Origin of the sequence: Algiphilus sp. (assembly GCF_023145115.1) — a bacterium.
In the GTDB taxonomy this organism is placed as follows: Bacteria; Pseudomonadota; Gammaproteobacteria; order Nevskiales; family Nevskiaceae; genus Algiphilus.
In genome coordinates, this window is the sequence record NZ_JAGLEJ010000010.1 from 77173 (window position 1) to 99734 (window position 22562).

Here is a 22562-nt window from a genome sequence, read left to right on the forward strand (position 1 = left end):
GCTGACGTGGATGAAGAAGCAGCCTTTCGACCGATTCTCGACACGCCCCTCTGTCCGGTTACCTGAGAGTTTGGGTCGTTCCTCGCGGGGACCCTTCCCCTTCGGTGGGCGCGCCGAGCGCCGCTCTCCAGAGTGAATTGCGCCCCTGAGGGCCATTCCGCGCTCCCTGATACCTGAGCGATTGCGGGCAGCTTGCGCCTTCGGTGACCGGCCTCGCTGGACCGATTCTCTCGCGCGGAATTGTCAATTCAGGGGATACCATAGCGCATTCGCCGCCCGATTTCGACCTCGGGCTCGACATTGGCGCGCGTTCAGGCCGCATTCGCGCCGCGCGCACCCCGCAACCGACGCGAGGATCCCATGGAGGCATCGGCCAACGGCATCACCCTGCACTACGACACCTTCGGCGACCCGGCGCATCCGGCCATCGTCCTCATCATGGGGCTCGGCGCCCAGATGATCCTCTGGCCCGAGGCGCTGTGCCGCGACCTCGCCGCACGCGGGCACTACGTCGTGCGCTTCGACAACCGCGACTGCGGCCTTTCGGCACGCATCGGCGACGCGCCGGTGCCCGACATCACCCGCGGCTGGCTGCGTGCCCGCGTCGGGCTGCCGCTGCGTCCCGCCTACGGGCTCAACGACATGGCACGCGACGTCGTCGGCCTGCTCGATGCGCTCGGCATCGCCAGCGCGCACATCGTGGGGGCCTCGATGGGCGGCATGATCGCGCAGATCCTCGCCGCCCGGCACGCCGCGCGCGTGGCCAGCGCCACGCTGATCATGACCACCAGCGGCCACCCGCGCTTGCCGGGCCCGAGCCTGCGACTGCAACTGCGCATGTCCCGCGGCCCGCGCGACCGCAGCCGCGAGGGCCGCATCCGCTACGGCATGGAGACCTGGCGCGTGATCGGCAGCCCGGGCTATCCGCTGAGCGAGGCCGAGCTGCGCGAGAAGGTCGAGACCAGCTTCGACCGCGGCTTCTACCCGGCCGGCATGCTGCGGCAGATGCACGCCATCCTTGCCTCCGGCAGCCGCACGCGCCTGGTCGCAGGCATCCACCAGCCGGTGACCGTCATCCACGGCGACGCCGATCCGCTGGTCCCGACACCGGCCGCGCACGATCTCGCCCGCCGCCTGCCCCAGGCCGATCTGCAGATCGTCGAGGGCATGGGCCACGACTTCCCGCCCGCGCTGCTGCCGCGCATCGCCGGCCACATCGCGGACTGCGTCGCGCGCGGCGAGCAGCGGCCCGCGCGGGCGGCCTGAGCCCTGGCATCCGCAGGATCGCGGTCGCGCGGGTGCTTCGACCGGCTGCCGGAGGGAGGCATCCTTGCACGAGACACGGCACATCAGCGTCTTCATCGCGCGCCCGCCCGAAGCGGTCTACGCCTTCGCCGCCGACCCGCGGAACCTGCCGCGCTGGGCCGCCGGCCTGGCGCGCTCCGAGGTCGTCCGCGACGGAGACGACTGGATCGTGACCGCGCCCTTCGGCACCGCCCGGATCCGCTTCGCGCCACGCAATGATCTCGGCGTCATGGATCACGACGTGACCCTGGCGTCGGGCATCACCGTGCACAACCCCATGCGCGTCATGCCGCACGGCGACGGCGCCGAGATGCTGTTCACGCTGTTCCGGCAGCCCGGCATGTCCGACGAGCAGTTCGCCGCCGATCAGGCTGCGGTCGAGGCGGATCTGCAGGCACTGAAGACGCTGCTCGAAGCATAGCCGGCGCCGGCGCGCGCGGCCCGGTGCGGGGCGTGCGCTACGACACCTGCGCGTCGCGCGTGTCCAGCGCCCGCTCCACCAGCATCCGGCGCAGCGGCGTCAGCCGATTGACCATGGCCATGCCGGCCTCGCGCAGCTCGGCGAAGTCGGGCCCGGCCGGCCCGAACAGCCGATGCAGGCCATCGGTGATCATGATCATGTCGGCGGTGGCCGTGCGCCGGCGACGGCTGTAGCCGCGCAGCGCGCGCGCGAGCTCGCCCGGATGCCGCGACAGCGCAGCGGCCAGTTCCCCGGCATCGGCGAGACCGAGATTGAGTCCCTGCCCGGCCAGCGGATGGATCACGTGCGCGGCATCGCCGAGCAGCGCCAGCCGGGGCGCCCAGTAGCGCTCGGCATGGGCCGCACCGAGCGGAAAATCCGCACGCCGGCTCAGCACGCGCACGCCACCGAGATGCTGCTGCAGCGCCGCGGCCAGCACCTCGCCGAAGGCGCCGTCGTCCAGCCCCATCAGGTGATCGGCGGTGGCGTCGTCCGCCGACCACACGATCGAGGCGCGCTCGGCGTCGAGCGGCAGCAGCGCCAGCACGCCGTCGGGCAGGAAGCGCTGCCAGGCCGTCGCCTGCAGGCCGGCGTCGCACGCGATGTTGGCGACGATGCCGCGCTGCTCGTACTGCCACGCATTCACGGGGATGCCGGCGGCCTCGCGCAGCGCCGAGTGCGCCCCGTCGGCCGCCACCACCAGATCGGCGGTGACCAGATCGCCGTCGGAGCAGTCGATGTCGACACGTTCGGGCAGCGTCTCGGTGGTCCGCGCATCGACCGCCATGACCGTCAGCGCACTGTCGGCCCGCGTGCGCAGTGCACGCAGCAGCGCGCCGTGGCCGACGATCCGGCCGAGCGCCGCGGCGCCGAGGGGCGCTTCGGCCATGCTGAAGTGCAGCCCGTCGCGCAGTGCGCCGCCCCAGACCCGCATGTCGGTATAGGGACATGCGCCCAGCCCGCCGACATCGATCCCGAGCCGCTCGAGCATCGCGATGGACGCAGGCGACAGCGCGTAGTAGCGGATCTCGTCGGCATCGTCGGCGGGCAGCGGCGCGCTGCCGGCCAGCAGGCGCACGCGGTGACCGGCAGCGGCCAGCCGGAGCGCGCACGCGGTACCCGCGATGCCGCCACCCACCACGCAGATGGCGCGTCCCTGTGCGCGCGCCTCGCGGCTCATGCCGCCACCGCCCGCAGTCGCGCCAGCGCCGGGAGGCCGAGGTTCTGCAGCATGACCTCGCGATGGGCCGCCGGCGTGGCGGCCAGCCCGGTCAGCCCCAGATGCCGCAGCCCGGCAAGGCCGGGCGCGCGACTCGCGAACAGACGCACCAGACGGTCGGTGAAGGCGCTCACGGCCCGGCGGTCGTCCGCGCGCAGCGCCGCATAGCGCGCCAGCGCCGGCTCGCTGCCCGGGTCGGCATGCGCGCCGGCCACCGCCGCGGCGGCCGCGCAGTCGCGCAGGCCCAGATTGAATCCCTGCGCCGCCACCGGATGCAGGGTCTGCGCGGCGTTGCCGGCGAAGAGAAGGCGCGGCGCCGTCACGCGCGTGGCCACCACCTGCCGCAGCGGCCAGCACATGCGCCTGCCGCCTGCGCCGAAGGCGCCCAGGCGCGCTCCGAACGCCTCGTGCAGCCGTGCCGCGAAGGCGTCGTCGTCGAGCGCCGCCAGCGCCCCGGTGTCGGCGGGCGGCTGCGACCACACCACCGTGCAGCGGCCGGGCGCGCGCGGCAGCACGGCCAGCGGGCCGCTGGGCGTGAAGCGTTCCCAGGCACAGCCATCGTGGTCGCGCGCGATCGCGATGGTGCTCACCAGCGCGGTCTGACCGTAGTCGCGGCTCTCCACGGTGATGCCGGCCCGGGCGCGCAGCGGCGAATCGGTGCCGTCGCAGGCCATCACCAGGCGCGCATCGATGGTGCTGCCGTCGTCCAGTCGAAGCTGTGCCTGGTCGTCGCCGATCTGCATGCCGGTGACGGCACGTCCCTCGAGCAGACGCACGCCGGCATCCGGCAGCGCCGCCAGGAGTGCGCCGTGAATCGCGCGCAGCGGAGTGTTGCAACCCAGTGCGTCGAGTCCGGCGTCGGCTGCCGTGAAGCGCACGCTGCCCGGCCGCCCCGCCTCGCAGATGACGGTGCTCCGGATGGGCGCGGCCTCGCCGGCGATGCCGTCCCAGACGCCGAGCTCGCGCAGGATCTCGATGCTGGCCGCGTTGAGCCCGATGCAGCGCTCGTCCCAGGCCGGCGCCGGCGCTTCCGCCCGGTTCGGCTCGACCAGCGCCACGGAACGACCGGCGCGTGCCATCGCGAGCGCGGCGGAGGCGCCCACCAGCCCGCCGCCGACCACCGCGACGTCGATGCGCTCGCTCATCCGCGCGCCGACGCGATCAGTGCCTCGACGGCCTCGCGCGTCTTGGGCACGTCCCCGGTGAGCACGTCGGGCTCGCCGTCGGTGACCAGCACGTCGTCCTCGATGCGGATGCCGATGCCGCGCCAGCGGGCGTCGACGCGCTCGTCGTCGGGCGGAACATAGAGCCCCGGCTCGACGGTGGTGACCATGCCGGCCGCGAAGGGCCGCGAATCACCGTCGACGCGGTAGCGGCCGACATCGTGGACATCCATGCCCAGCCAGTGGCCGGTACCGTGCATGAAGTAGCGGCGCTGTTCGCCCTGCTCGATGAGGCCGTCGACATCGCCGGACAGCCAGCCCAGATCGACCATGCCCTGCGTCAGCACGCGCGTGGCGGCTTCGTGCATGTCCGCGACCGGTGTTCCCGCGCGCACGGTATCGATGGCCGCCTGCTGCGCAGCCAGCACGATGTCGTAGACCGCCGCCTGCTCGGCGCCGTAACGCCCGCCGGCGGGGAAGGTGCGCGTGATGTCGGCGGTATAGCCATGGTACTCGCCGCCGGCGTCGATCAGCACCAGATCGTCGGTGCCGACCTCCGCGCGATTCTCGACGTAGTGCAGCACGCAGGCGTTGGCGCCGGCCGCCACGATGCTGCCGTAGCCGGGCTCCATGTCATGGCGCGCGAGCACGGCGTGGATCTCGGCGGCGAGCTGCCATTCCTGCACGCCCGGCGCCACCGCGCGCATGGCGGCGATATGGGCCGCCGCCGATACGCGCGCCGCGAAGCGCATGTGGGCAACCTCGGCCGCGCTCTTGATCAGGCGCAGCTCGTGCAGGCTGGCGTCGAGCCCCAGCAGGGCCTCGGGCGCGGCCGGGCCCCGGCGCGACATCTCGCGCATGCGCTGCACGCAGGCCGTGATGCGCGCGTCCAGCTCCGGACGGTCGCCGAGCTGCACGTGCACGTTGCGACGCCCGGCGAGCAGCCCGGGAAGCTGCGCGTCGAAGGCGTCGAGGGTATGCGCCTCGTCGGCGCCGAAATGCTCGCGCGCCCCCTCGGTGCCGTGGCGACGGCCGTCCCAGATCTCGCGCTCGGGATCGCGCGGACGCACGAAGAGCACCAGCTCGCCGGCCTCGCGGCCGGGCAGGAAGACGGCGATGGCATCCGGCTCCGGGAAGCCGGTGAGATACCAGAAGTCGCTGTCCTGCCGGAACGGGAAGTGCACGTCGCGATTGCGCGGCTGCTCGCGGTTGGCGGGCACGATGACCGCACCCTCGGTGCCGACGATGTCCGCCAGCGCGCGGCGACGTGCGGCGAAGACGGCACGGTCGAGCGCGGCGGGGGGAGCGAAGAGGCGTTCGGGCGCGTTCATCGCAGGCACCCTCAGTGCATCGGCGCGCCAGGCTCGCCCGGCGCACCACGACACTCGAGATGGATGAGCTGGACCACCACGCGCAGATACTCGACCAGCTCGGCGTAGGCGCCTTCCTCGGTCTCGATGTCGTCGCCGCCCTCGATGGTCGCGCGCGTGAACTGGGTGATGTCGCTGACCGCCTCGCGCACCTCCTCGGAGGCGCCGTCGAGATCGAGCTTGCCGGTGCTGGCCAGCCCGTAGATGAAGCCGTCGCACCAGGCGGCGAGCGCGCGCGTGCGCTGCTCCAGCGTGACGCCCTCGTCCGGCGGCAGGATCAGGGTCAGCCCGCTGCCGCCGCTGAGCTCGTCGGCGACCTCGCCGCGCAGGCTGCGCAGGGTGGCCTCGGCCGCGGGGCCGCTGTCGGCGTCGACCGGGCCACGCTCCTCGGCGAGCAGTGCCAGCGGGTCGATGTCGTCGGCGCCGCGCATGCACAGCGCGCCGCACAGCGCACCGTGGAACTGCGCCGGATCGGCGGTCAGCCCCGCGCTCTTCAGCGCGGCGGAGAGGTTGTCGTAGCCCACTTTGAGCGCCATACGGAACCGGTTTCGGGAAGCAGGGCCCGACCGTGGCCGGGCATCCCCCAGTATACGTTCCGTGCCGACGCGACCGGGCCCCGTCGCCGCGCCGCCCGGCCGGGCGCCGGGCATCGCGTCGTGGACGGCATCGCGACACCGGCTGCACGCCGGCTTCACACAGCGGCAATCCCGCCGCCACCGGATCGCAAAGGTCGCGCCATAGAGTCGCCGCGCACTGAACGAACGGGGGCGCGCAGGTGGCGAATCCGAAACAGCGGGTGATGCGGGCGGCGGGGGTCGTGCTGCTGGTCGCGGGCGGCGCGGCCGTCCAGGCGAGCGAACCGCCGACGCTGCAGGGCGAGGAAGTGCGCCGATTCGAGGCCGCCGAGGCGCGCCAGGGCGTGGCGGTGGACGCGGATCACTTCTACGTCATCGACAACGCCGCCATCGGCAAGTACGACAAGACCACCGGCGAGCGCGTGAATGGCTGGCGCGGCGCGGACGACGGCGCCATCACGCATCTCAACAGTTGCACCGTGCAGGCGGCGCAGCTGGTGTGCGCGCACTCGAACTATCCGGGCGTGCCGATGACCAGCTCGGTGGAGCGCTTCGACACCGCCACCATGAGGCACGCCGGCAGCTGGAGCCTGGGCATCCGCGACGGCTCGCTGACCTGGGCCGACCGCTTCGACGGCGCCTGGTGGCTCACCTTTGCCAACTACGGCGGCGACCGCGGTCACCCGCTGCACGACTGGCGGTGGACCCGCCTCGAACGCTTCGACGAGGCGCACCACTCCACTGCCGGCTGGGTGTTCCCGGCATCGGTGCTGGAACGCTTCGCCCCCATGTCCAGCTCGGGGGGCACCTGGGGCGCGGACGGCCTGCTCTACGTCTCCGGCCACGATCACCGCGAGCTCTACGTGCTCACGCTGCCCGATGCCGGTTCGGTGCTGGAGCACATCGCGACCATTGCGATACCGACCGCGGGCCAGGCCTTCGATCTCGATCCGGACGAGGCCCGGCTTCTCTATTCCATCAACCGCGGCACGCGCGAGGTCGTCGTCACGCGCCTGCCGCCGGTACGCACCGGGCACTGACCCGCGCGCCGGTCCGGTGCCACGCATTCCATCGACAGCAGGGAGCAACACCATGAACAACCACGACTTGCACCGCCGACTGCACATTGCGGGCCTCGCCGCGCTGACCGTGGCGGGCGGCCTTGCCGCCGCCGCTCCGGTCGCCGCGCAGGAAAGCGCCGACCCCGAGGTCGAAGTGGTGACGGTCACCGGACAGCGCCTGGCGCAGAAGCGCGCGCTGGAGCGCAAGCGGCTGTCCGATGCCATTCTCGACGCGGTGTCGTCCGACGAGATCGGCCGCCTGCCCAACCGCAACTCGGCCGAGGCCATCGAGTCTCTGCCGGGCGTGTCGCTGAGCTACGACCAGGGCGAGGGCCGCTTCGTCAGCATCCGCGGCGCCAGCCCCAACCTCAACAACGTCACCATCAACGGCATCACCGCCGGCACGCCCGAGGGCGACGGCCGCACGGTGCCGCTGGACGTCATCGGGGGCGAGCTGCTGTCATCGATCGAGGTCATCAAGGCAGTGACTCCGGACATGGACGCACAGTCGGTCGGCGGCACCGTCAACGTCATCCCGCCCAGCCCCTTCGACTACGACGGCGCCTTCGCCGCCGGCTCGGCGCGCGTCGGCTACGAGGAGAAGGGCGGCAACACCCCGTACGCGGCCAACATCACGGCCGGCAACCGCTTCGGTGCCAACGACGAGTGGGGCTACCTGATCGGCGGCAGCTACTCGCTGCGCGACTTCGAGTCCAACGGCATCTTCCCGGATGACTGGATCATCAACGACGCCGGCGGCGCCCAGCCGGAAGGCTTCAAGCACAACCTCTACGAGATCGAGCGCACCCGCATCGGCTTCACCGGCGCGCTGGAGTACCAGCCCGACGTCGACCAGCACTACTTCCTGCGCGCGCTCTACAGCGACTTCCAGGAGGACGAGTACCGCCAGCGCATCGAGTACGGCAACCTGGCCGAGGGCGCGGTCTTCGACGCGCCGCAGCGCGGAGCGACCTCGAACGCGGAAGGCGAGTCGGAGCTGCGCTACGAGGAGAAGGACAAGCTCTTCCTCAACGTATCGGCGGGCGGCGAGAACCGTATCGATCTGTGGACCATCGAGCACAGCCTGACCTACATCAACACCGAGACCGAGGAGCCCAACGAGAACTGGGAGTTCCGCGGCGACGGGCTCGACGTGAGCTTCGACACCGAACCCTTCCTGCTCGACGTCGTGCCGGGAGACAACGCCGCCGACCCGGACAGCTACGCCTTCGCGCGCTACCGCGAGCAGCTCGACCTGATCGAGGAGGACAGCTGGGTGGCGGCCCTCGACTTCCGGCGCGACGACCTCTTCGGCGCGCTGCCCGGCTTCCTGAAGTTCGGCGCCAAGTTCCGCACCACCGACAAGAAGCAGGACATCGAGACCCCGCGCTGGGAGGGCAACGAGGACTCGCCCTTCACGCTGGCCAGTGCCGATGTCACCGGCACCACCATCCGGAACAACGTCGACGGCAAGACCTATCCGCTGGGTCCGATCATGGACATGGGCCGCATCCGCGAATTCACGGCCGCCAACATCGACGACCCCGCCTTCTTCGTCTTCGACGAGGGCGCGACGCTGGAGGACGCGGTGCTGGCCGACTACGACCTCACCGAGGAAGTGCTGGCGGGCTACGTCATGGCCAGCGTCGACATCGACCGCTTCACGGTCCTCGGCGGCGTGCGCGTCGAGCGCACCGAGACCGACGCCGACGGCTTCGAGCTCACCAACGGCACGGAAGTGTCGTCGGTCTCGAACTCGGGCAGCTACACCAATGTGCTGCCGGGCCTGCACCTGCACTACCGCGCCTCGGATGACGTGCTGCTGCGCGCGGCCTGGACCAACACCATCGGCCGGCCGTCCTACGGGCAGATCTCGCCGACGCGCGAGTTCGAGATCGAGGAGCCGTCACCCGGCGTCTTCGAGGGCGGGCTCTCCGAGGGCAATCCTGACCTCGATCCCTTCGAGTCGATGAATCTCGACCTGTCGGCCGAGTACTACTTCTCGGAGTTCGGCATCGTCTCGGCGGCGGTGTTCTACAAGGACATCGAGAACCCGATCTTCGGCGACAGCGTGACGCTCGAGAACATCACCTTCGAGGGTCAGGACTTCCGCGAGCTGGAGATCAGCCGCCCGGCCAACGCCGACAGCGGCGAGATCCTGGGCATCGAGTTCGCGTACCAGCAGGAGTTCACCTTCCTGCCGGCGCCCTTCGACGGCCTCGGCTTCAGCGGCTCGCTCACGCTGGTGGACTCCGAGCTCAACGTGCCGGGTCGCGAGGACGAGGATCTGCCCTTCCTGGGTCAGGCCGACACGCTGTACAGCATCGCGCTGTCCTACCAGAAGGGCCGCTTCGACGCGGTGCTGGCCTACGACTTCGCCAGCTCCTACCTCGACGGCCTCGAGGGCGAGCCCACCAGGGATATCTTCTACAACGACTTCGGGCGCCTGGATGCGCGCGTGAGCTACCAGCTCAACGACAATCTGGGCCTCTTCGCGGAGTTCGAGAACCTCAACGACGAGCCGGGCCACGAGTACCAGGGCGGCAACACCGACTGGGTGACCGGCTACGAGCTCTACGACTACACCGCCTACATCGGCATCACGGGCCGCTGGTAGCCCGCCGTGGCAATCGCCAAACGCCGACTGCTGAAGGGCATGGCGGGTATCGCGTCGCTCGGCGCGATGCCCGCCCCGCTGCTCGCGCGCAGCGAAGCCGGCTACCCGCGGCTCATGCAGGGCCCGATGCTGGGCGCCGTGTCGGAGCGCGACGCGCTGGTCTGGGCGCGCGCCAGCGGGCGCTTCGAGATCGCGCTGGTGCTGGCCGAGGACCCCGGATTCGCCAATGCGCGCACGGTGGCCACCGCCGCGGCCACGCCGGAGAACGACTACGTCGTGCAGCTGCGCGCCAGCGGCCTGGCGCCGGGGCGCCGCTACTACTACCGGGTGCGGGTCGACGGCCGTCCGGGGCGCTATCACGACGGCCTGCCGCCCTTCTCGCTGACCACCGCACCTGCCGGGCCGGCGCGTTTCCGTGTCGCCTTCGGCTCCTGCGCGCGCTTCCAGGAGTACCCCGACCAGCCCATCTGGGGCGCGCTCGGCGACTGGCGGCCGGACCTCTTCTTCTGGCTCGGCGACAACATCTACGCCGACAGCCTCGAGCCGCGCATCATCGCCGAGTGCTACCGCCAGCAACGCAGCGTCGCGGCCTTCCAGTCCTTCGGCCGGCACGTGCCGCAGCTGGCGACCTGGGACGATCACGATTACGGCCTCAACAACCATGACCGCGAGCTGGCCATCAAGGACGACAGCCTCGCCATCTTCCGGCGCTACTGGGCGAACCCCGGCGCCGGTACCGCCGACACGCCGGGCGTGTTCTTCGCCTATCGCTACGGCGGGGTCGACTTCTTCTTCCTCGACAACCGCTACCACCGCAGCCCCAACGCCGATCCCGACTGGCCCGCCAAGACCCAGCTGGGCGCGGCGCAGAAGGCCTGGCTGAAGGCCGGCCTCGAAGCCAGCGACGCCCCCTTCAAGATCGTCATGGCGGGCGGCGAATGGACCCGCGGCAAGGGCGAGCACGGCGATTCCTGGGCCGGCTACCTGCACGAGCGCGACGAGCTGCTCGACTTCATCCGCGACCGCCGCATCGGCGGGGTCGTGCTGCTGTCCGGCAACGTGCACCGCGCCGAGCTCAACGTCATTCCGCGCGCCGATGCCGGCGGCTACGACGTCTACGATCTGTGCAGCTCGCCGCTGGCGCAGGACGGCAGCATCCCCGACCCGCGCGAAGCGCCCGAGCAGCGCGTCCGCGTGCCCTATTCGGGCGGCCCCAACGCCGGCATGATCGACTTCGACATGCGCGGCGAGCGACCCAGCCTGCGCTTCAATGTCATCGACGCGCGCGGCCGTGCGGTGTGGGAGCCCTTCGTCCTGCATGCCGACGAGCTGGCCAACGGTCGCCGCAGCTGGCCGGACAAGACCGACGCCGACCTGCTGCCCGCCTGACCACACGCTGCAGACGCGGCGCGCTTCCGCGAAGATAGGCGGATGACCGCCCTTCCACCGTTGAACCAGCTGCTTCGCGAGCTCGTCGCCGCCCCCTCGGTATCGAGCGAGCACCCGGCGCACGACATGGGCAACCTGCCCGTCGTGCACCTGCTCGCCGAATGGCTGGAGAGCCTCGGCTTCGCGGTCGAGATCCTGCCCCTGCCCGGACGGAGCGACAAGGCCAACCTCATCGCCACGCTGGGGCGCGGCCCCGGCGGCCTGGTCCTGGCCGGACACACCGACACCGTGCCCTTCGACGACAGCGGCTGGGACAGCGAGCCCTTCGCGCTCACCGAGCGCGACGATCGCCTCCACGGGCTCGGCATCTGCGACATGAAGGGCTTCCTGGGCCTGGCCGTCGAGGCCGCCGCCGCTGCGGCCGGGCAGACGCTGCACCAGCCGCTGATCCTGCTCGCCACCGCCGACGAGGAATCGGGCATGGACGGTGCCCGTGCGCTGGCCGCGGCCGGCAGACCGAAGGCACGGCACGCGGTCATCGGCGAGCCCACCAACCTGCGCCCGGTGCGCCTGCACAAGGGCATCCTCATGGACTCGCTGCACGTGCACGGCCGCGCCGGGCATTCGTCGCGCCCGGATCTGGGCGCCAACGCCATCCGCGGCATGCATCAGGTGCTGGGCGCGGTCATGGCGCACGGCGACGCCCTCGCCCGTCACAGCTGCGGCCGCGGCTTCGCCATCGACCACCCCACCATCAACACCGGCTGCATCGAGGGCGGCGATTCGGCCAACCGCATTCCGGCGCACTGCCGGCTCGACGTCGATCTGCGCTTTGGCCCGGACGACCGCATCGACGCACTGCGCAGCGACCTGCGCGAAGCCGCCGCCGCCGGCCTCACCGAGCCCGGCTGCCGCTTCGAGGCGAGCACGCTCTTCGACGGCATCCCGGCCTTCGAGACCGCCGCCGGCACCGACATCGTGCGCGCCTGCGAGGCGCTGACCGGCCACGCGGCAGAGGCCGTCGACTTCGCCACCGAGGGCCCCTTCCTCAATCAGCTCGGCATGGAGACGGTGATCCTGGGCCCGGGCGACATCGCGGTCGCGCACCAGCCCAACGAGTCGCTGCCGCTCGACCGCATCGCCCCCACGCAGAAGCTGTTGCGCGACCTGATCGCACGCTTCTGCCTGGAAAGCTGAGGCGCCACAGATTGGCGCAGATAGAAGAAGAACCACAGATTTCAACTGAGCAGCTGGTGCTCCCTTCTCCCCGGCGGGGAGAAGGGCCGGGGTTGAGGGGGCCGCGCGCAGCGCGGTGCGTGTAGGGCAATCCGCCGGCTGGCGCCGGCACCCCCTCACCCTTCCCTCTCCCCCGAGGGCGGGGGAGAGGGCACCGATATTGTGGCTAAGCATTCGACAGAATCAGCTTCCTGAAGCTGCGCCAATCTGTGTAATCTGCGGTTCCCGGGAACCCGGCGGCAAAGCGCCCGATTCCTCAGGCCGCCGGCCGCGAAGCTAGAATGCCGCGATGGACGCCGAGGCCCCACCCCACAGTTTCGTCACCGCACTGCGCGCGGCAGCGCCGTACGTGCATGCGCACCACGGGCGGGTGTTCGTGCTCTGCTTCGGCGGCGAGGCGGCTGCGGCCAGCGACTTCGACGCGCTGATCTACGACATCGCGCTGCTGCACAGCCTCGGCGTCAAGCTGGTGCTGGTGCACGGCGCGCGCCCGCAGATCAGCGACGAGATCACGCGCGCCGGCCTGGAAGCGCGCTATCACGGCAACCTGCGCATCACCGACCGGCCGACGCTGGACTGCGTCACGCGCGCGGTCGGCGCCCTGCGCACCGACATCGAGGCGCGGCTGTCGACCAGCCTGGCGAGCACGCCCATGGGTGGCGCGCGCCTGCGCACCGCCGGCGGCAACTGGGTGACCGCGCGGCCGGTGGGCGTGCGCGACGGCGTCGATCTCGAGCACACCGGCGAGGTGCGGCGGGTCGACGCCGCCACCATCTACGAGGCGCTGTCCGCGCGGCACGTGGTGCTGCTGTCGCCGATCGGCTACTCGCCCACCGGCGAGGTCTTCAACCTGCGCGCCGAGGATGTCGCCACCGCCACCGCCTGCGCGCTGGGTGCGGACAAGCTGGTCTTCGTCACCCCCGGCGAACCGCGCGCCTGGCCGCTGGCGGAGATCGCCGGCGACGCCGGCCAGATTCCGGCCAGCGAGGCCTCGGCCCTGCTCGCCGACAACTCGCGCCGGCTGGCGCCGCTGGATGCCGACTACATCCGCTCGGCCGTGACGGCCTGCGCGGCCGGCGTGGCGCGCGTCCATCTCATCGGCCACGCCGAGGACGGCGCCGTGCTGCGCGAGCTGTACACCCGCGACGGCGCCGGCCTGTTCGTGCACGCCGACGACGCCTACGAGACCACGCGCTCGGCCGGCATCGACGACATCGGCGGCATCCTCGGCCTGATCGCGCCGCTGGAGGCAGCCGGCGCACTGGTGCCGCGGTCGCGCGAGCAGCTGGAGCTGGAGATCGAGCACTTCGTCGTCACCACGCGCGACGGGCTGGTCATCGCCTGCGCGGCGCTGCTGCCGCTGGCCGGCGCGAAGGCCGCCGAGCTGGCCTGCGTGGCGGTGCATCCGGACTACCGCGGCGGCAAGCGCGCCGAGAGCCTGCTCGGCCATCTGGAGATGCGCGCCCGCCGCCAGGGCATCGCCGAGATCTTCGCCCTCACCACGCACACGCCGCACTGGTTCATCGAGCACGGCTTCCGCAAGACCACGCGCGACGAGCTGCCGGTGGCCCGGCGTGATCTCTACAACTACCAGCGCAATTCCCTGGTACTGGTCAAGACGCTTTCCTCATGAGTCATTCCGCGGACGATCTGGTACGCCGCTCGCTGGCGCACGTCTGGCATCCCTGCACGCAGATGAAGGATCACGAGTGGCTGCCGCTCGTGCCGGTGGAGCGCGGCGAGGGCGCCTGGCTCATCGGCCCCGACGGCAAGCGCTACCTCGACGCGGTGAGCTCGTGGTGGACCAACCTGTTCGGGCACCGCCACCCGCACATCGTGGCGCGCATGAAGGAACAGCTCGACACGCTGGACCACGCCATGCTCGCCGGCTTCACGCATCCGCCGGTGGTGGAGCTGTCCGAACGGCTGGCCGCGATCACGCCCGGCGACCTGTCGCGCTGCATGTATACCGACAACGGATCGAGCGCGGTCGAGGTCGCGCTCAAGATGTCGCATCACTACTGGGCGCTCAACGGCCAGCCGGAACGCACGCGCTTCGTCGCGCTGTCCGGCGGCTATCACGGCGAGACCCTGGGCGCGCTGGCGGTGAGCAGCACCGGCCTGTACCGCGATGCCTACCGCCCGCTGCTGCTGGAGCCGCTGGTGGTGCGCGCCCCCGACTGCGGCGTCATGGAGCCCGGCGGCCGCGCCCCCGGCGTGTCCTGGGAGGACCACGCCCGCCGCGTATTCCGCGAGATGGAAGCCACGCTGGAGCGCCACCACAAGGAGATCGCGGCGGTCATCGTCGAGCCGCTGATCCAGTGCGCCGGCGGCATGCGCATGTGGCCGCCGATCTATCTCAAGCTGCTGCGCGAAGCCTGCGACCGCTACGGCGTCCACCTGATCGCCGACGAGATCGCGGTGGGCTTCTGCCGCACCGGCAAGCTCTTCGCGTGCGAATGGGCCGATATCGTGCCCGACTTCCTGTGCCTGTCGAAGGGCCTCACCGGCGGCACCCTGCCGCTGGCGGTGTGCATGACCAGCGAGCGCATCTACGAGGCCTTCTACGACGATTACAGCACCGGCAAGGCCTTCCTGCATTCACACAGCTACACCGGCAACCCGCTGACCTGCACGGCCGCGCTGGCCACCCTCGACATCCTCGAGCAGCAGGACTGGCCCGCGCACGTCCGCGGACTCGGACAACACCTCTACGGCGCCGTCTCCGAGCTGTCGCGCCACCCCCACGTCGCCGAGATCCGCCAGCAGGGCTTCGTGCTGGCCATCGACCTCGCCGCCGACGGCCCCGGCCGCAAGCCCTACCCCGCCGGCGAGCGCCGCGGCCTGCGCGTCTACCAGCACGGCCTCGAGCACGGCGCGCTGCTGCGGCCGCTGGGCAACACCGTCTACTTCATGCCGCCGTATGTCGTGACCGAGGAAGAGATCGACTGGCTGGCGGGCGTGGCGATCGAGGGGATCGAGCGGGCTACGGCTGATTAGGCTCGCCGCGTGTAGTGCAACCAGCCCGGTTCGCGCCCTCCCCTGCGCGTTGATGCGTTGACTGCACCCCGCGCTGCGCAAGCCCGGCCTCGCTCTCGGATCCTGTCTCTCGTTGACCCGGTTGTGCTCCCGGGTTCCGCGCTTCGGAACCTCGGCGCTGCCGAGTGATGCCGCTCGACCGGCGCGGGTTCCTTTGGTTACGGCCAAAGGAACCAAAACCATGGGTGAACCCGACCGAAGCGCCGGTGGCGCTTCGCAGCGGGTGAACGCCGGGGCCAGGAAGGCCCCGGCAGGGTCACTTAGCGAGGCAGGAGCCGAGCTTAGTGACGGCGATGATCCTTGCAGTAGCGTGCGGTTGGCGCCTGCCATCCGTGGCGGTACCGTTTCGCTCCTGACGTGCCCCGGCCCGGACATCCATGTCCGGGCGTTCGCCTCGCTGCGAATGCCCCACTGGGCATTCGGTCGGGCTCACCCTTGCTCGACGTCCTGTCTCGCAGCCCCACTGCGCGCGCCTCCCGGTCCGGCCACCCGTGAAGGCACCCCCTAAACGGCTCGTCGCTTCGCGACATCGCGGCAATGGAGTGGTGCTCTTCTTGGCTTTGGCGATGTTGCGAAGCAACGAGCCGACCATGTCCCCCTTCAGGAGGCGCGGCGACTGGTGGTGCGCGCAGGGAGTCGGCCGGCCACGGATGGCCGGCCGAGCCGCGGAGGACAGGATGTCCGTCCGCGGCGACCCCGGAGCGCGCCGCCAGTCGCCGGGACTCCGGCCCGCCCCGCGGGCGGGCCGGAGCGCCTTCTGCGGGGCGCGCTCTTTTGGCTACTTTTCTGTCGCGCAACAGAAAAGTAGCCCGCGCCGGTCGAGTGCCAACACTCGGTAGCGCCGAGGTTCCGAAGCGCGGAATCCGAGAGCACGAACGGGACCAACGAGGAAGACTCAGGCGCCGAGGTCCCGAGGCGCGGAAGCCGAGAGCACGAATGGGTCAACGAGGAAGGCTCTAGCGCCAAGACTTCAAGAAGGACGCCACAGCGCCCCTAATCAGCAGCCACCGCCTCGGTCCCCACCCCGGACTCGGCCGCATCCCCGACCTCGCTCACGGCCAGGGTCACCATCTCGAGGATCGCCGCGTGCAGCGGTGTCTTGTTGAGATAGCTCAGCACGCCCGGCAGCGCCAGGTAGCTGCCGCCGAGCTCGATGAAGGCGTCGACATCCACCGAGAAGCGGCTGGCCTTGCCGCGCACGGCGTTGGCGTGGACCACTCGACCGGTGGCGACGTCGAGCACGCGCAGGTCCATCGACAGCGACGAGGTGCCGCGGCGCAGCCATATCAGCGTGAAGCTGTCGTCGCCCACCGGCACCGGGACCGGTAGCGCGGCGCCGCCTGCGGGCTCGAAGGACGAGATCGCGGCCGCGATCACGAGATCGGCGCCCTCGAGGCTGTTCTCCGCGGTCACCGCCTCGCCCTGCTCGGCGCGCAGGATGCGCTCGCGGGTCAGCTCGTCCAGATCGTCGCGCGCCAGCACCGTGAACGCGCCGGTGTTGAGCAGGCCGGTGACCAGCAGATCGTGCACGCCGGCCAGGAAGTCGGCACTGGTGGCCTGATGCTCACCGGTGACGAGACCGGCTTCCAGCGCCGAGAACTGGCCGGTACGGGTGTTGTCGCGCAGCGGCGCCACCACGACGCGCGGGCGCGCTTCCGATGGCAGCGCGCGCAGCGTGGCGATGGCCTCGCGACCGGTCTGGGTGAGCTCGATGGTCTGCGTCGCGCAGCCCGAGACCGCGATGGCGGCTGCCAGCAGCGGCGCGAACGCGATCCGGCTAGACCTTGGTCTCGACAATGTGGCGCACGGCCGCGTCGATGGCATTGCGCAGCGCCGTCTCCATCGGCGTCTTGTTGTAGGTGCCGAGGCCGATGGGGAGGTCGCCGCGCGCGAAGAAGATGCCGAGCTGATTGGAACGCGAGGTTGCCTCCACCGTGGTGGCGTTGACGATGCGGCCACTGGTGACGTCGATGATGCGCAGATTCATGGTGATGCACGCCGTGCCCGATCCCGCCAGCAGCACCGACACGCCCTTGCAGTCGGGCTCGAAGGCGACCACCGCACCGCGGATGAGCAGCTCGGCGCCCTCGAACTGCCCCACCGGCGCGGCGGTGTCGGCGCGGAACTCGGCGGAGGACTGCAGCGCCTGCTCGGCCCGCACCTCGTCGAGCCGTGCACGCTCCAGCACGATGAAGCGGCCGCTGTTGAACAGCGCGTCGGTCAGGAAATCGGCCAGCGCCAGGCCGACATCGGGGCCGGTGCGCATGTCGAAGCGGCTGACCGCGATGCGGCGCTTCTCGCCGTCGACCGGCTCCTGCTGGGCCTGGCTGATGGTCGGCGCAGTCCCCGAGCTGCTGACGACCTTGGCGGAGGAACCGGCGCAGCCGGCGACAAGCGCGGCAGCGAGAACAATCGGGAACAGGGTCAGTCGTTGCATCATGGTGCTCGTCCCCGCGGCGCCAGCCGCGACTTCATCGTGGAATGTGTGCAGCATATACGCCGCATCGATGAACCGAAAATGAAGTCGAACCCGTCCGGCCGATCAAACGTGACGCACCGCATATTCCTGCCCGAAGCGCTCGCCGAGGCGTGCACCGTCGCCCTGCGCGGCAGCGCCTTCACGCATGCCGTGCGCGTGCTGCGACTGCGCGAGGGCGATCCGCTCTGCGTGTTCAACGGCGACGGCAGCGAGTACGCGGCACGCATCACGGCGGCGACACGCGATCAGGCCGAGATCCTGCTGGAGAGCCGGCACCACCCCGCCACCGAATCGCCACTGCCGACCACGCTGCTGCAGGCCGTGGGCAAGGGCGAACGCATGGACTGGGCCCTGCAGAAGGCGACCGAGCTGGGGGTGACCCGCATCCGACCGGTGACGACGCGACGCTGCAACGTGCGCATCGACGACCGGCGCTGGCAGAAGAAGGTCAATCACTGGCGCGGCGTCATCGTGTCCGCGTGCGAGCAATCGGGCCGCGTGGTGGTGCCGGAGCTGCTGCCGGTGTGCGACCTCGGTGCCGCGCTCGCCGAATGCGACGCGGCGCTGCGTCTGATGCTGGCCTTCGACGGTGATGGCGACGGCGCGCTGCCGGCCGCGGCGCCGGACGGCGTGGCGCTGCTGGTCGGCCCGGAGGGCGGCCTTGACGAGGCGGAGATCGCGAGCGCACGCCGCGCCGGATTCACCGGCTGGCGCCTGGGCCAACGCGTGCTGCGCACCGAGACCGCGCCGGTGGCGGCGCTGGCGCTGCTGCAGCAACGCTACGGCGACCTGGGATAGGCTGCCTGCTGCCCGGGCTCCGCGACGTGGCGCCAGAGGAAGCGCGCCCCGGCCTGGAGCGCTCCGCTGACGGTGAGATAGGTGGTGGTGTGCCCGCGCAGCGACATCCGGTAGAGCTGCACCGGTACGCCGTGCCGCTCCAGCCGCGTCACCATCGCCTCGGCCTGTGCCACCGGCACGTAGCCGTCGGTGGTGCCGTGGAACAGGAAGAACGGTGGCGCCTGCGCATGCACGCGGTGCAGCGGTGACGCACGGCGCAGCGCCTCGGCGTCGGCGGCACCCATCAACCGGGACACATCGGCACCGTCGGCCATGGCCGCGAGATCCATCGGCGCCCCGCCCGCGACGACCGCGCGAACGGACGGCAGCGCCGGATCGCGCGCGAGCCCGGGCAGCGGCAGCGCCGAGCTCTGCGACAGCGCCAGCAGAGTGGCGAGATGCCCGCCGGACTCGAAGCCCAAGAGGCCGACGCGCTGCATGTCGAGGCGGTGCGCGCGTGCGTGGCGGTTGATCCAGCGCAGCGCGCCGAGCAGATCCCCGAGCTGCGCTTCGAGCCCCCCGCGCGATGCCGGCCGGTGCTCGACCGCCACCGCGGCGAAGCCCCGCTGGGCGAGGAACTCGGCGACGAAGCGCATGTCGCGCGCGCGACCGGTCTCCCAGCGGCCGGCCGGGACGATCACGATGGTCGGGTACGGCCCCAGCGTCACGGGCGTGTAGATGTCGGCGAACAATGCCGGCTCGGCGCCGTCGGGCGTGACGCGCACGCCGTTCTCGACGCGGAAGCGCGTCTCCGGCATCGGCATGGTCTCGGCCGGCGCGTTGACGTGCCGGGCACAGCCCGCGGCGAGCAGGGCGGCCAGCGCCATCGCGAGCAGCCGGGAAGCGCGCATCAGCGCGTGAACAGCGCGTAGTCGGCGACGATGCCGAGCAGCACCAGGAACCCGAACCAGTGGCTTTCGAGGAAGGCCTGCAGGCAGCGACCGGGGTCGCGCCGGTGGATCATCCGCTGGTGGCGGACGGCGAGCAGCATCGCTGCTGCCAGACCGGCGTAGTACGGCCAGTGCAGACCGGCACGCAGACCGGCCGCGATCAGCAGCGCCAGCAGGACGGCACGCAGCAGCGCGGTGATGCGCCGGTCGGCGCGACCGAAGAGAATGGCGCTCGACCGCACGCCGATCTGCAGATCCTCCTCGCGATCCGACATCGCGTAGTAGGTGTCGTAGATCAGCGCCCACACGATGGTGGCGGCGGTGAGCAGGCCGCACAGCGTCCAGTCCACGGGACCGGCGACGGCGGTCTGCGCCATCGGCACGCCGAAGGCGAAGGCGACGCCGAGATGCGCCTGCGGCAGATGGTGGAAGCGCTTGGCGAAGGGATAGCTCGCCGCCACCACGACCGCCGGCACCGCCAGCAGCACCGTCGGCACGTTGGTCTGCAGCACCAGCAGGAAGGCGACCAGGCACAGCCCGGCGAACAGCGCCAGCGCCTCGGTCACGCTCACCCGGCCGGCCGCCAGCGGCCGCGATGCGGTCCGCGCCACGTAGGGATCGATGCGGCGGTCGGCGAAGTCGTTGATGACACAGCCGGCGGAACGCATGAGCACCGTTCCGGCGGCGAAGATGACCAGCAGATCCAGCGGTGGCACGCCGCCGGCCGCGATCCACAGCGACCAGCCCACCGGCCACATCAGCAGCCAGATGCCGACCGGCTTGTGCAGGCGCGTCAGCTCGACGTAGGCGCGCAGACGCGCACCCGGGGCTCCGGAATCAGACATGGCCGTAGCGTTGCACGTCACCCACCCAGCGCGCCACGAGCGCATGGACGCGCTCGCGTTCGGCGGAGTCGTCGAGCAGACGCTCGGCGATGTCGGCCAGCTCGGGCAGTTCCTCGGCATCGCGCACCGGGTCGGCGATCTTGAGCGCGACCACGCCGGTCTGGCGCCGCCCCAGCAGCTCCCCCGGGCCGCGCAGCGCCAGATCCTTCTCGGCGATCTCGAAACCCGAGTGGGTGCGCCGCATGACATCGAGGCGCTCGCCCGCGGACTCGCCCAGCGGCGGCTGGTACATCAGCAGGCACTGGCTCTCGGTATGGCCGCGGCCGACCCGGCCGCGCAACTGGTGGAGCTGCGACAGGCCGAGTCGTTCGGCGTTCTCGATGACCATGATCGAGGCATTGGGCACGTCGACGCCGACCTCGATGACGGTGGTCGCGACCAGCACCTGCAGCTGGCTCTCCTTGAACTCGCGCATGACGCGCTGCTTGTCGGCGGCGCTCAGGCGACCATGGGCGAGGCCGATGCGCACGCCGGGCAGCGCCGCCTCGAGCAGCCCGGCGGCCTCCTCGGCCGCCTGCGCGGCGAGCTGCTCGCTGTCCTCGATGAGCGTGCAAACCCAGTAGGCCTGACGACCGGCCGCGACGGCGGTGCGCAGGCGCTCGATGACCTCGTCGCGGCGCCCGTTGGCCACGGCCGCGGTGACCACCGGCGTGCGGCCGGGCGGCAGCTCGTCGATCACCGACAGGTCGAGATCGGCATAGGCGGTCTGCGCCAGCGTGCGCGGGATCGGTGTGGCGGTCATCACCAGCTGGTGCGGACGCAGGCCGTCCGGGCCCTTGTCGCGCAGCGCCAGTCGCTGGCGGACACCGAAGCGATGCTGCTCGTCGACGATCACCAGGCCGAGCCGTGCGAAGCGCGTGTCATCCTGGAATACCGCGTGCGTGCCGACCGCGATCTGTACCTCGTGCCCGGCTATCGCGCGACGGCGCTCCTCGCGCTCGCGCTTGCGCAGACGGCCGGTCAGCAGCACCACGGAGACGCCCAGCGGCGCCAGCCAGTCGCCCAGCGTGCGCGCGTGCTGCTCGGCGAGCAGCTCGGTGGGCGCCATCATCGCCGCCTGCCAGCCCGCGCGCACCGCCGCCAGCATGGCGCTGGCCGCGACCACGGTCTTGCCCGACCCGACGTCGCCCTGCAGCAGGCGCAGCATGGGCCGGGTGCGCGCCATGTCGGCACCGATCTCGCCGATGACGCGCCGCTGCGCACCGGTCATGGCGAAGCCGAGCTGCCCCTCCAGGGCATCGCGGGCGTCATCGATGCCGTCGAGGGCGGGGGCGTCGAGACTGCGCATGCGGCGCTTGACGATGCGCTGACTGAGCTGATGGGCGAGCAGCTCCTCGCGGATCAGGCGCCGGCGCGCCGGGTGGGACTCCGCCATCAACGCGGCGGCGCTGTCGGCATCGGGCGGCTGGTGCACGATGCGCAGCGCGTCGAGCGCGGTCGGCGGGGACAGCGCGGCAACCTCGCCCGCACCGAGCGCCGGATCCCCGCCGGCACGGGACAGCGCATCGGTGACCAGACCGCGCAGGCGCGCCTGGGTCAGCCCGGCCGCCAGCGGATAGACCGGCCGGACGCCGCCCTCGGGCCGGACCTGCGCGATGTCCGGAAAGGCGCGGTACTCGGGGTGCACCATCTCCCAGCCGCCGGGCCCCATGCGCGCCACGCCCCAGACCCTGATGCCCGCGCCCGCGACGAAGCCCTGCGCCTGGGCGTTGCGGAAGTGGAAGAAGCGCAGCAGGAAGGGCGCGCCGTCGGCGTCCTCGCAGAACACGCGGAGCTGGCGGCGCGGCGCGTTGCGGGTGTCGGTCTCGAGCACGCGCAGCGCCATCTGTGCCGACTCGTTGTGGCGCAGCGTGGCTACCCGCTGGCAACGGCTGCGATCCTCGTAGCGCAGCGGCAGGTGCAGCAGCAGATCCAGCACCCGCTCGATGCCGAGCCCCGCGAGCTTGCCCGCCAGCGCGGCGCCCACGCCGCGCAGCGCCGCGACGGGCTGGTCGAGCCGGACCTCCGCCACCGTCGG

The 22562-nt window shown here is 71.4% G+C and carries 18 protein-coding genes and 2 riboswitches; of the genes, 9 read left to right on the forward strand and 9 right to left on the reverse strand.

All coding sequences use genetic code 11. From position 1 onward, the window contains the following. Nucleotides 1-40: 40 nt before the first annotated feature. Nucleotides 41-141: riboswitch (glycine riboswitch) on the reverse strand. Nucleotides 142-150: 9 nt separating this feature from the next. Then, a riboswitch (glycine riboswitch) is annotated at nt 151-245 on the reverse strand. Nucleotides 246-360: 115 nt separating this feature from the next. Both KAH28_RS03025 and KAH28_RS03030 read left to right on the forward strand, forming a co-directional pair. Beyond that, entirely contained in the window at nt 361-1266 is a 906-nt protein-coding gene (locus KAH28_RS03025; RefSeq protein ID WP_290574331.1) for an alpha/beta hydrolase, read from the forward strand. Nucleotides 1267-1330: 64 nt separating this feature from the next. Continuing rightward, a complete protein-coding gene (locus KAH28_RS03030; protein WP_290574332.1) occupies nt 1331-1726 on the forward strand; it encodes an SRPBCC family protein in 396 nt (131 codons plus the stop codon). A gap of 37 nt (nt 1727-1763) precedes the next feature. Here the strand turns inward: KAH28_RS03030 and KAH28_RS03035 are convergent, their stop codons facing one another. From KAH28_RS03035 to KAH28_RS03050, 4 genes are read right to left on the reverse strand one after another with little or no spacing between them, the layout of a single operon-like run. After that, on the reverse strand, nt 1764-2945 hold the full coding sequence (locus KAH28_RS03035; protein ID WP_290574333.1) for an FAD-dependent monooxygenase: 1182 nt from the start codon (nt 2943-2945) through the stop codon (nt 1764-1766). Beyond that, nucleotides 2942-4129 carry an FAD-dependent oxidoreductase gene (locus KAH28_RS03040; protein WP_290574334.1) on the reverse strand — a complete coding sequence of 396 codons (1188 nt, stop codon included), beginning with the start codon at nt 4127-4129 and terminating at the stop codon, nt 2942-2944. Before KAH28_RS03040 ends, KAH28_RS03035 begins: the two co-directional genes overlap by 4 nt. Continuing rightward, the gene (locus KAH28_RS03045; RefSeq protein ID WP_290574335.1) at nt 4126-5478 is read right to left on the reverse strand and encodes an aminopeptidase P N-terminal domain-containing protein; all 1353 of its coding nucleotides are present in this window, start codon (nt 5476-5478) and stop codon (nt 4126-4128) included. The genes KAH28_RS03040 and KAH28_RS03045 overlap by 4 nt, the downstream gene beginning before the upstream one ends. An 11-nt stretch (nt 5479-5489) precedes the next feature. Then, a complete protein-coding gene (locus tag KAH28_RS03050) occupies nt 5490-6053 on the reverse strand; it encodes a YecA family protein (protein WP_290574336.1) in 564 nt (187 codons plus the stop codon). 239 nt (nt 6054-6292) lie between these two features. Between KAH28_RS03050 and KAH28_RS03055 the strand changes: the two genes are divergently transcribed. From KAH28_RS03055 to bioA, 6 genes are all read left to right on the forward strand, one after another. Further along, a complete protein-coding gene (locus KAH28_RS03055) occupies nt 6293-7132 on the forward strand; it encodes a hypothetical protein (protein WP_290574337.1) in 840 nt (279 codons plus the stop codon). A 52-nt stretch (nt 7133-7184) separates the two neighbouring features. Further along, on the forward strand, nt 7185-9770 hold the full coding sequence (locus KAH28_RS03060; protein ID WP_290574338.1) for a TonB-dependent receptor: 2586 nt from the start codon (nt 7185-7187) through the stop codon (nt 9768-9770). A 6-nt stretch (nt 9771-9776) separates the two neighbouring features. After that, nucleotides 9777-11159, forward strand: coding sequence for an alkaline phosphatase D family protein (locus KAH28_RS03065; RefSeq protein ID WP_290574339.1), 1383 nt, complete (start codon nt 9777-9779; stop codon nt 11157-11159). Nucleotides 11160-11201: 42 nt separating this feature from the next. Beyond that, the gene (gene argE, locus KAH28_RS03070; RefSeq protein ID WP_290574340.1) at nt 11202-12356 is read left to right on the forward strand and encodes an acetylornithine deacetylase; all 1155 of its coding nucleotides are present in this window, start codon (nt 11202-11204) and stop codon (nt 12354-12356) included. A gap of 328 nt (nt 12357-12684) precedes the next feature. Further along, on the forward strand, nt 12685-14028 hold the full coding sequence (gene argA / locus KAH28_RS03075; protein WP_290574341.1) for an amino-acid N-acetyltransferase: 1344 nt from the start codon (nt 12685-12687) through the stop codon (nt 14026-14028). Next, nucleotides 14025-15395, forward strand: a complete 1371-nt coding sequence (gene bioA, locus KAH28_RS03080; protein ID WP_290574342.1) for an adenosylmethionine--8-amino-7-oxononanoate transaminase — start codon at nt 14025-14027, stop codon at nt 15393-15395. The genes argA and bioA overlap by 4 nt, the downstream gene beginning before the upstream one ends. A gap of 1032 nt (nt 15396-16427) precedes the next feature. Here the strand turns inward: bioA and KAH28_RS03085 are convergent. Together KAH28_RS03085 and KAH28_RS03090 are read right to left on the reverse strand one after the other, a co-directional pair. Further along, nucleotides 16428-17231 (reverse strand): CsgG/HfaB family protein, encoded by an 804-nt coding sequence (locus tag KAH28_RS03085; protein ID WP_290574343.1) that lies wholly within the window; start codon nt 17229-17231, stop codon nt 16428-16430. Further along, nucleotides 17212-17874 (reverse strand): CsgG/HfaB family protein, encoded by a 663-nt coding sequence (locus KAH28_RS03090; protein ID WP_290574344.1) that lies wholly within the window; start codon nt 17872-17874, stop codon nt 17212-17214. The genes KAH28_RS03085 and KAH28_RS03090 overlap by 20 nt, the downstream gene beginning before the upstream one ends. A 108-nt stretch (nt 17875-17982) precedes the next feature. On the opposite strand from KAH28_RS03090, the gene KAH28_RS03095 reads away from it, so the two are divergent. Beyond that, nucleotides 17983-18711: a 16S rRNA (uracil(1498)-N(3))-methyltransferase gene (locus KAH28_RS03095; protein ID WP_290574345.1), complete on the forward strand. Its 729-nt coding sequence runs from the start codon at nt 17983-17985 to the stop codon at nt 18709-18711. On the opposite strand, the gene KAH28_RS03100 is transcribed toward KAH28_RS03095, so the two are convergent. The 3 genes from KAH28_RS03100 to recG are packed head-to-tail and all read right to left on the reverse strand — an operon-like array spanning nt 18693 to nt 22556. After that, nucleotides 18693-19601, reverse strand: coding sequence for an alpha/beta hydrolase (locus KAH28_RS03100; protein ID WP_290574346.1), 909 nt, complete (start codon nt 19599-19601; stop codon nt 18693-18695). The two genes, KAH28_RS03095 and KAH28_RS03100, sit on opposite strands and share 19 nt — an antisense overlap. Beyond that, nucleotides 19601-20485: a 4-hydroxybenzoate octaprenyltransferase gene (ubiA, locus tag KAH28_RS03105; RefSeq protein ID WP_290574347.1), complete on the reverse strand. Its 885-nt coding sequence runs from the start codon at nt 20483-20485 to the stop codon at nt 19601-19603. The genes KAH28_RS03100 and ubiA overlap by 1 nt, the downstream gene beginning before the upstream one ends. Beyond that, nucleotides 20478-22556 carry an ATP-dependent DNA helicase RecG gene (recG, locus tag KAH28_RS03110; protein WP_290574348.1) on the reverse strand — a complete coding sequence of 693 codons (2079 nt, stop codon included), beginning with the start codon at nt 22554-22556 and terminating at the stop codon, nt 20478-20480. The genes ubiA and recG overlap by 8 nt, the downstream gene beginning before the upstream one ends. Between the last annotated feature and the right edge of the window lie 6 nt (nt 22557-22562).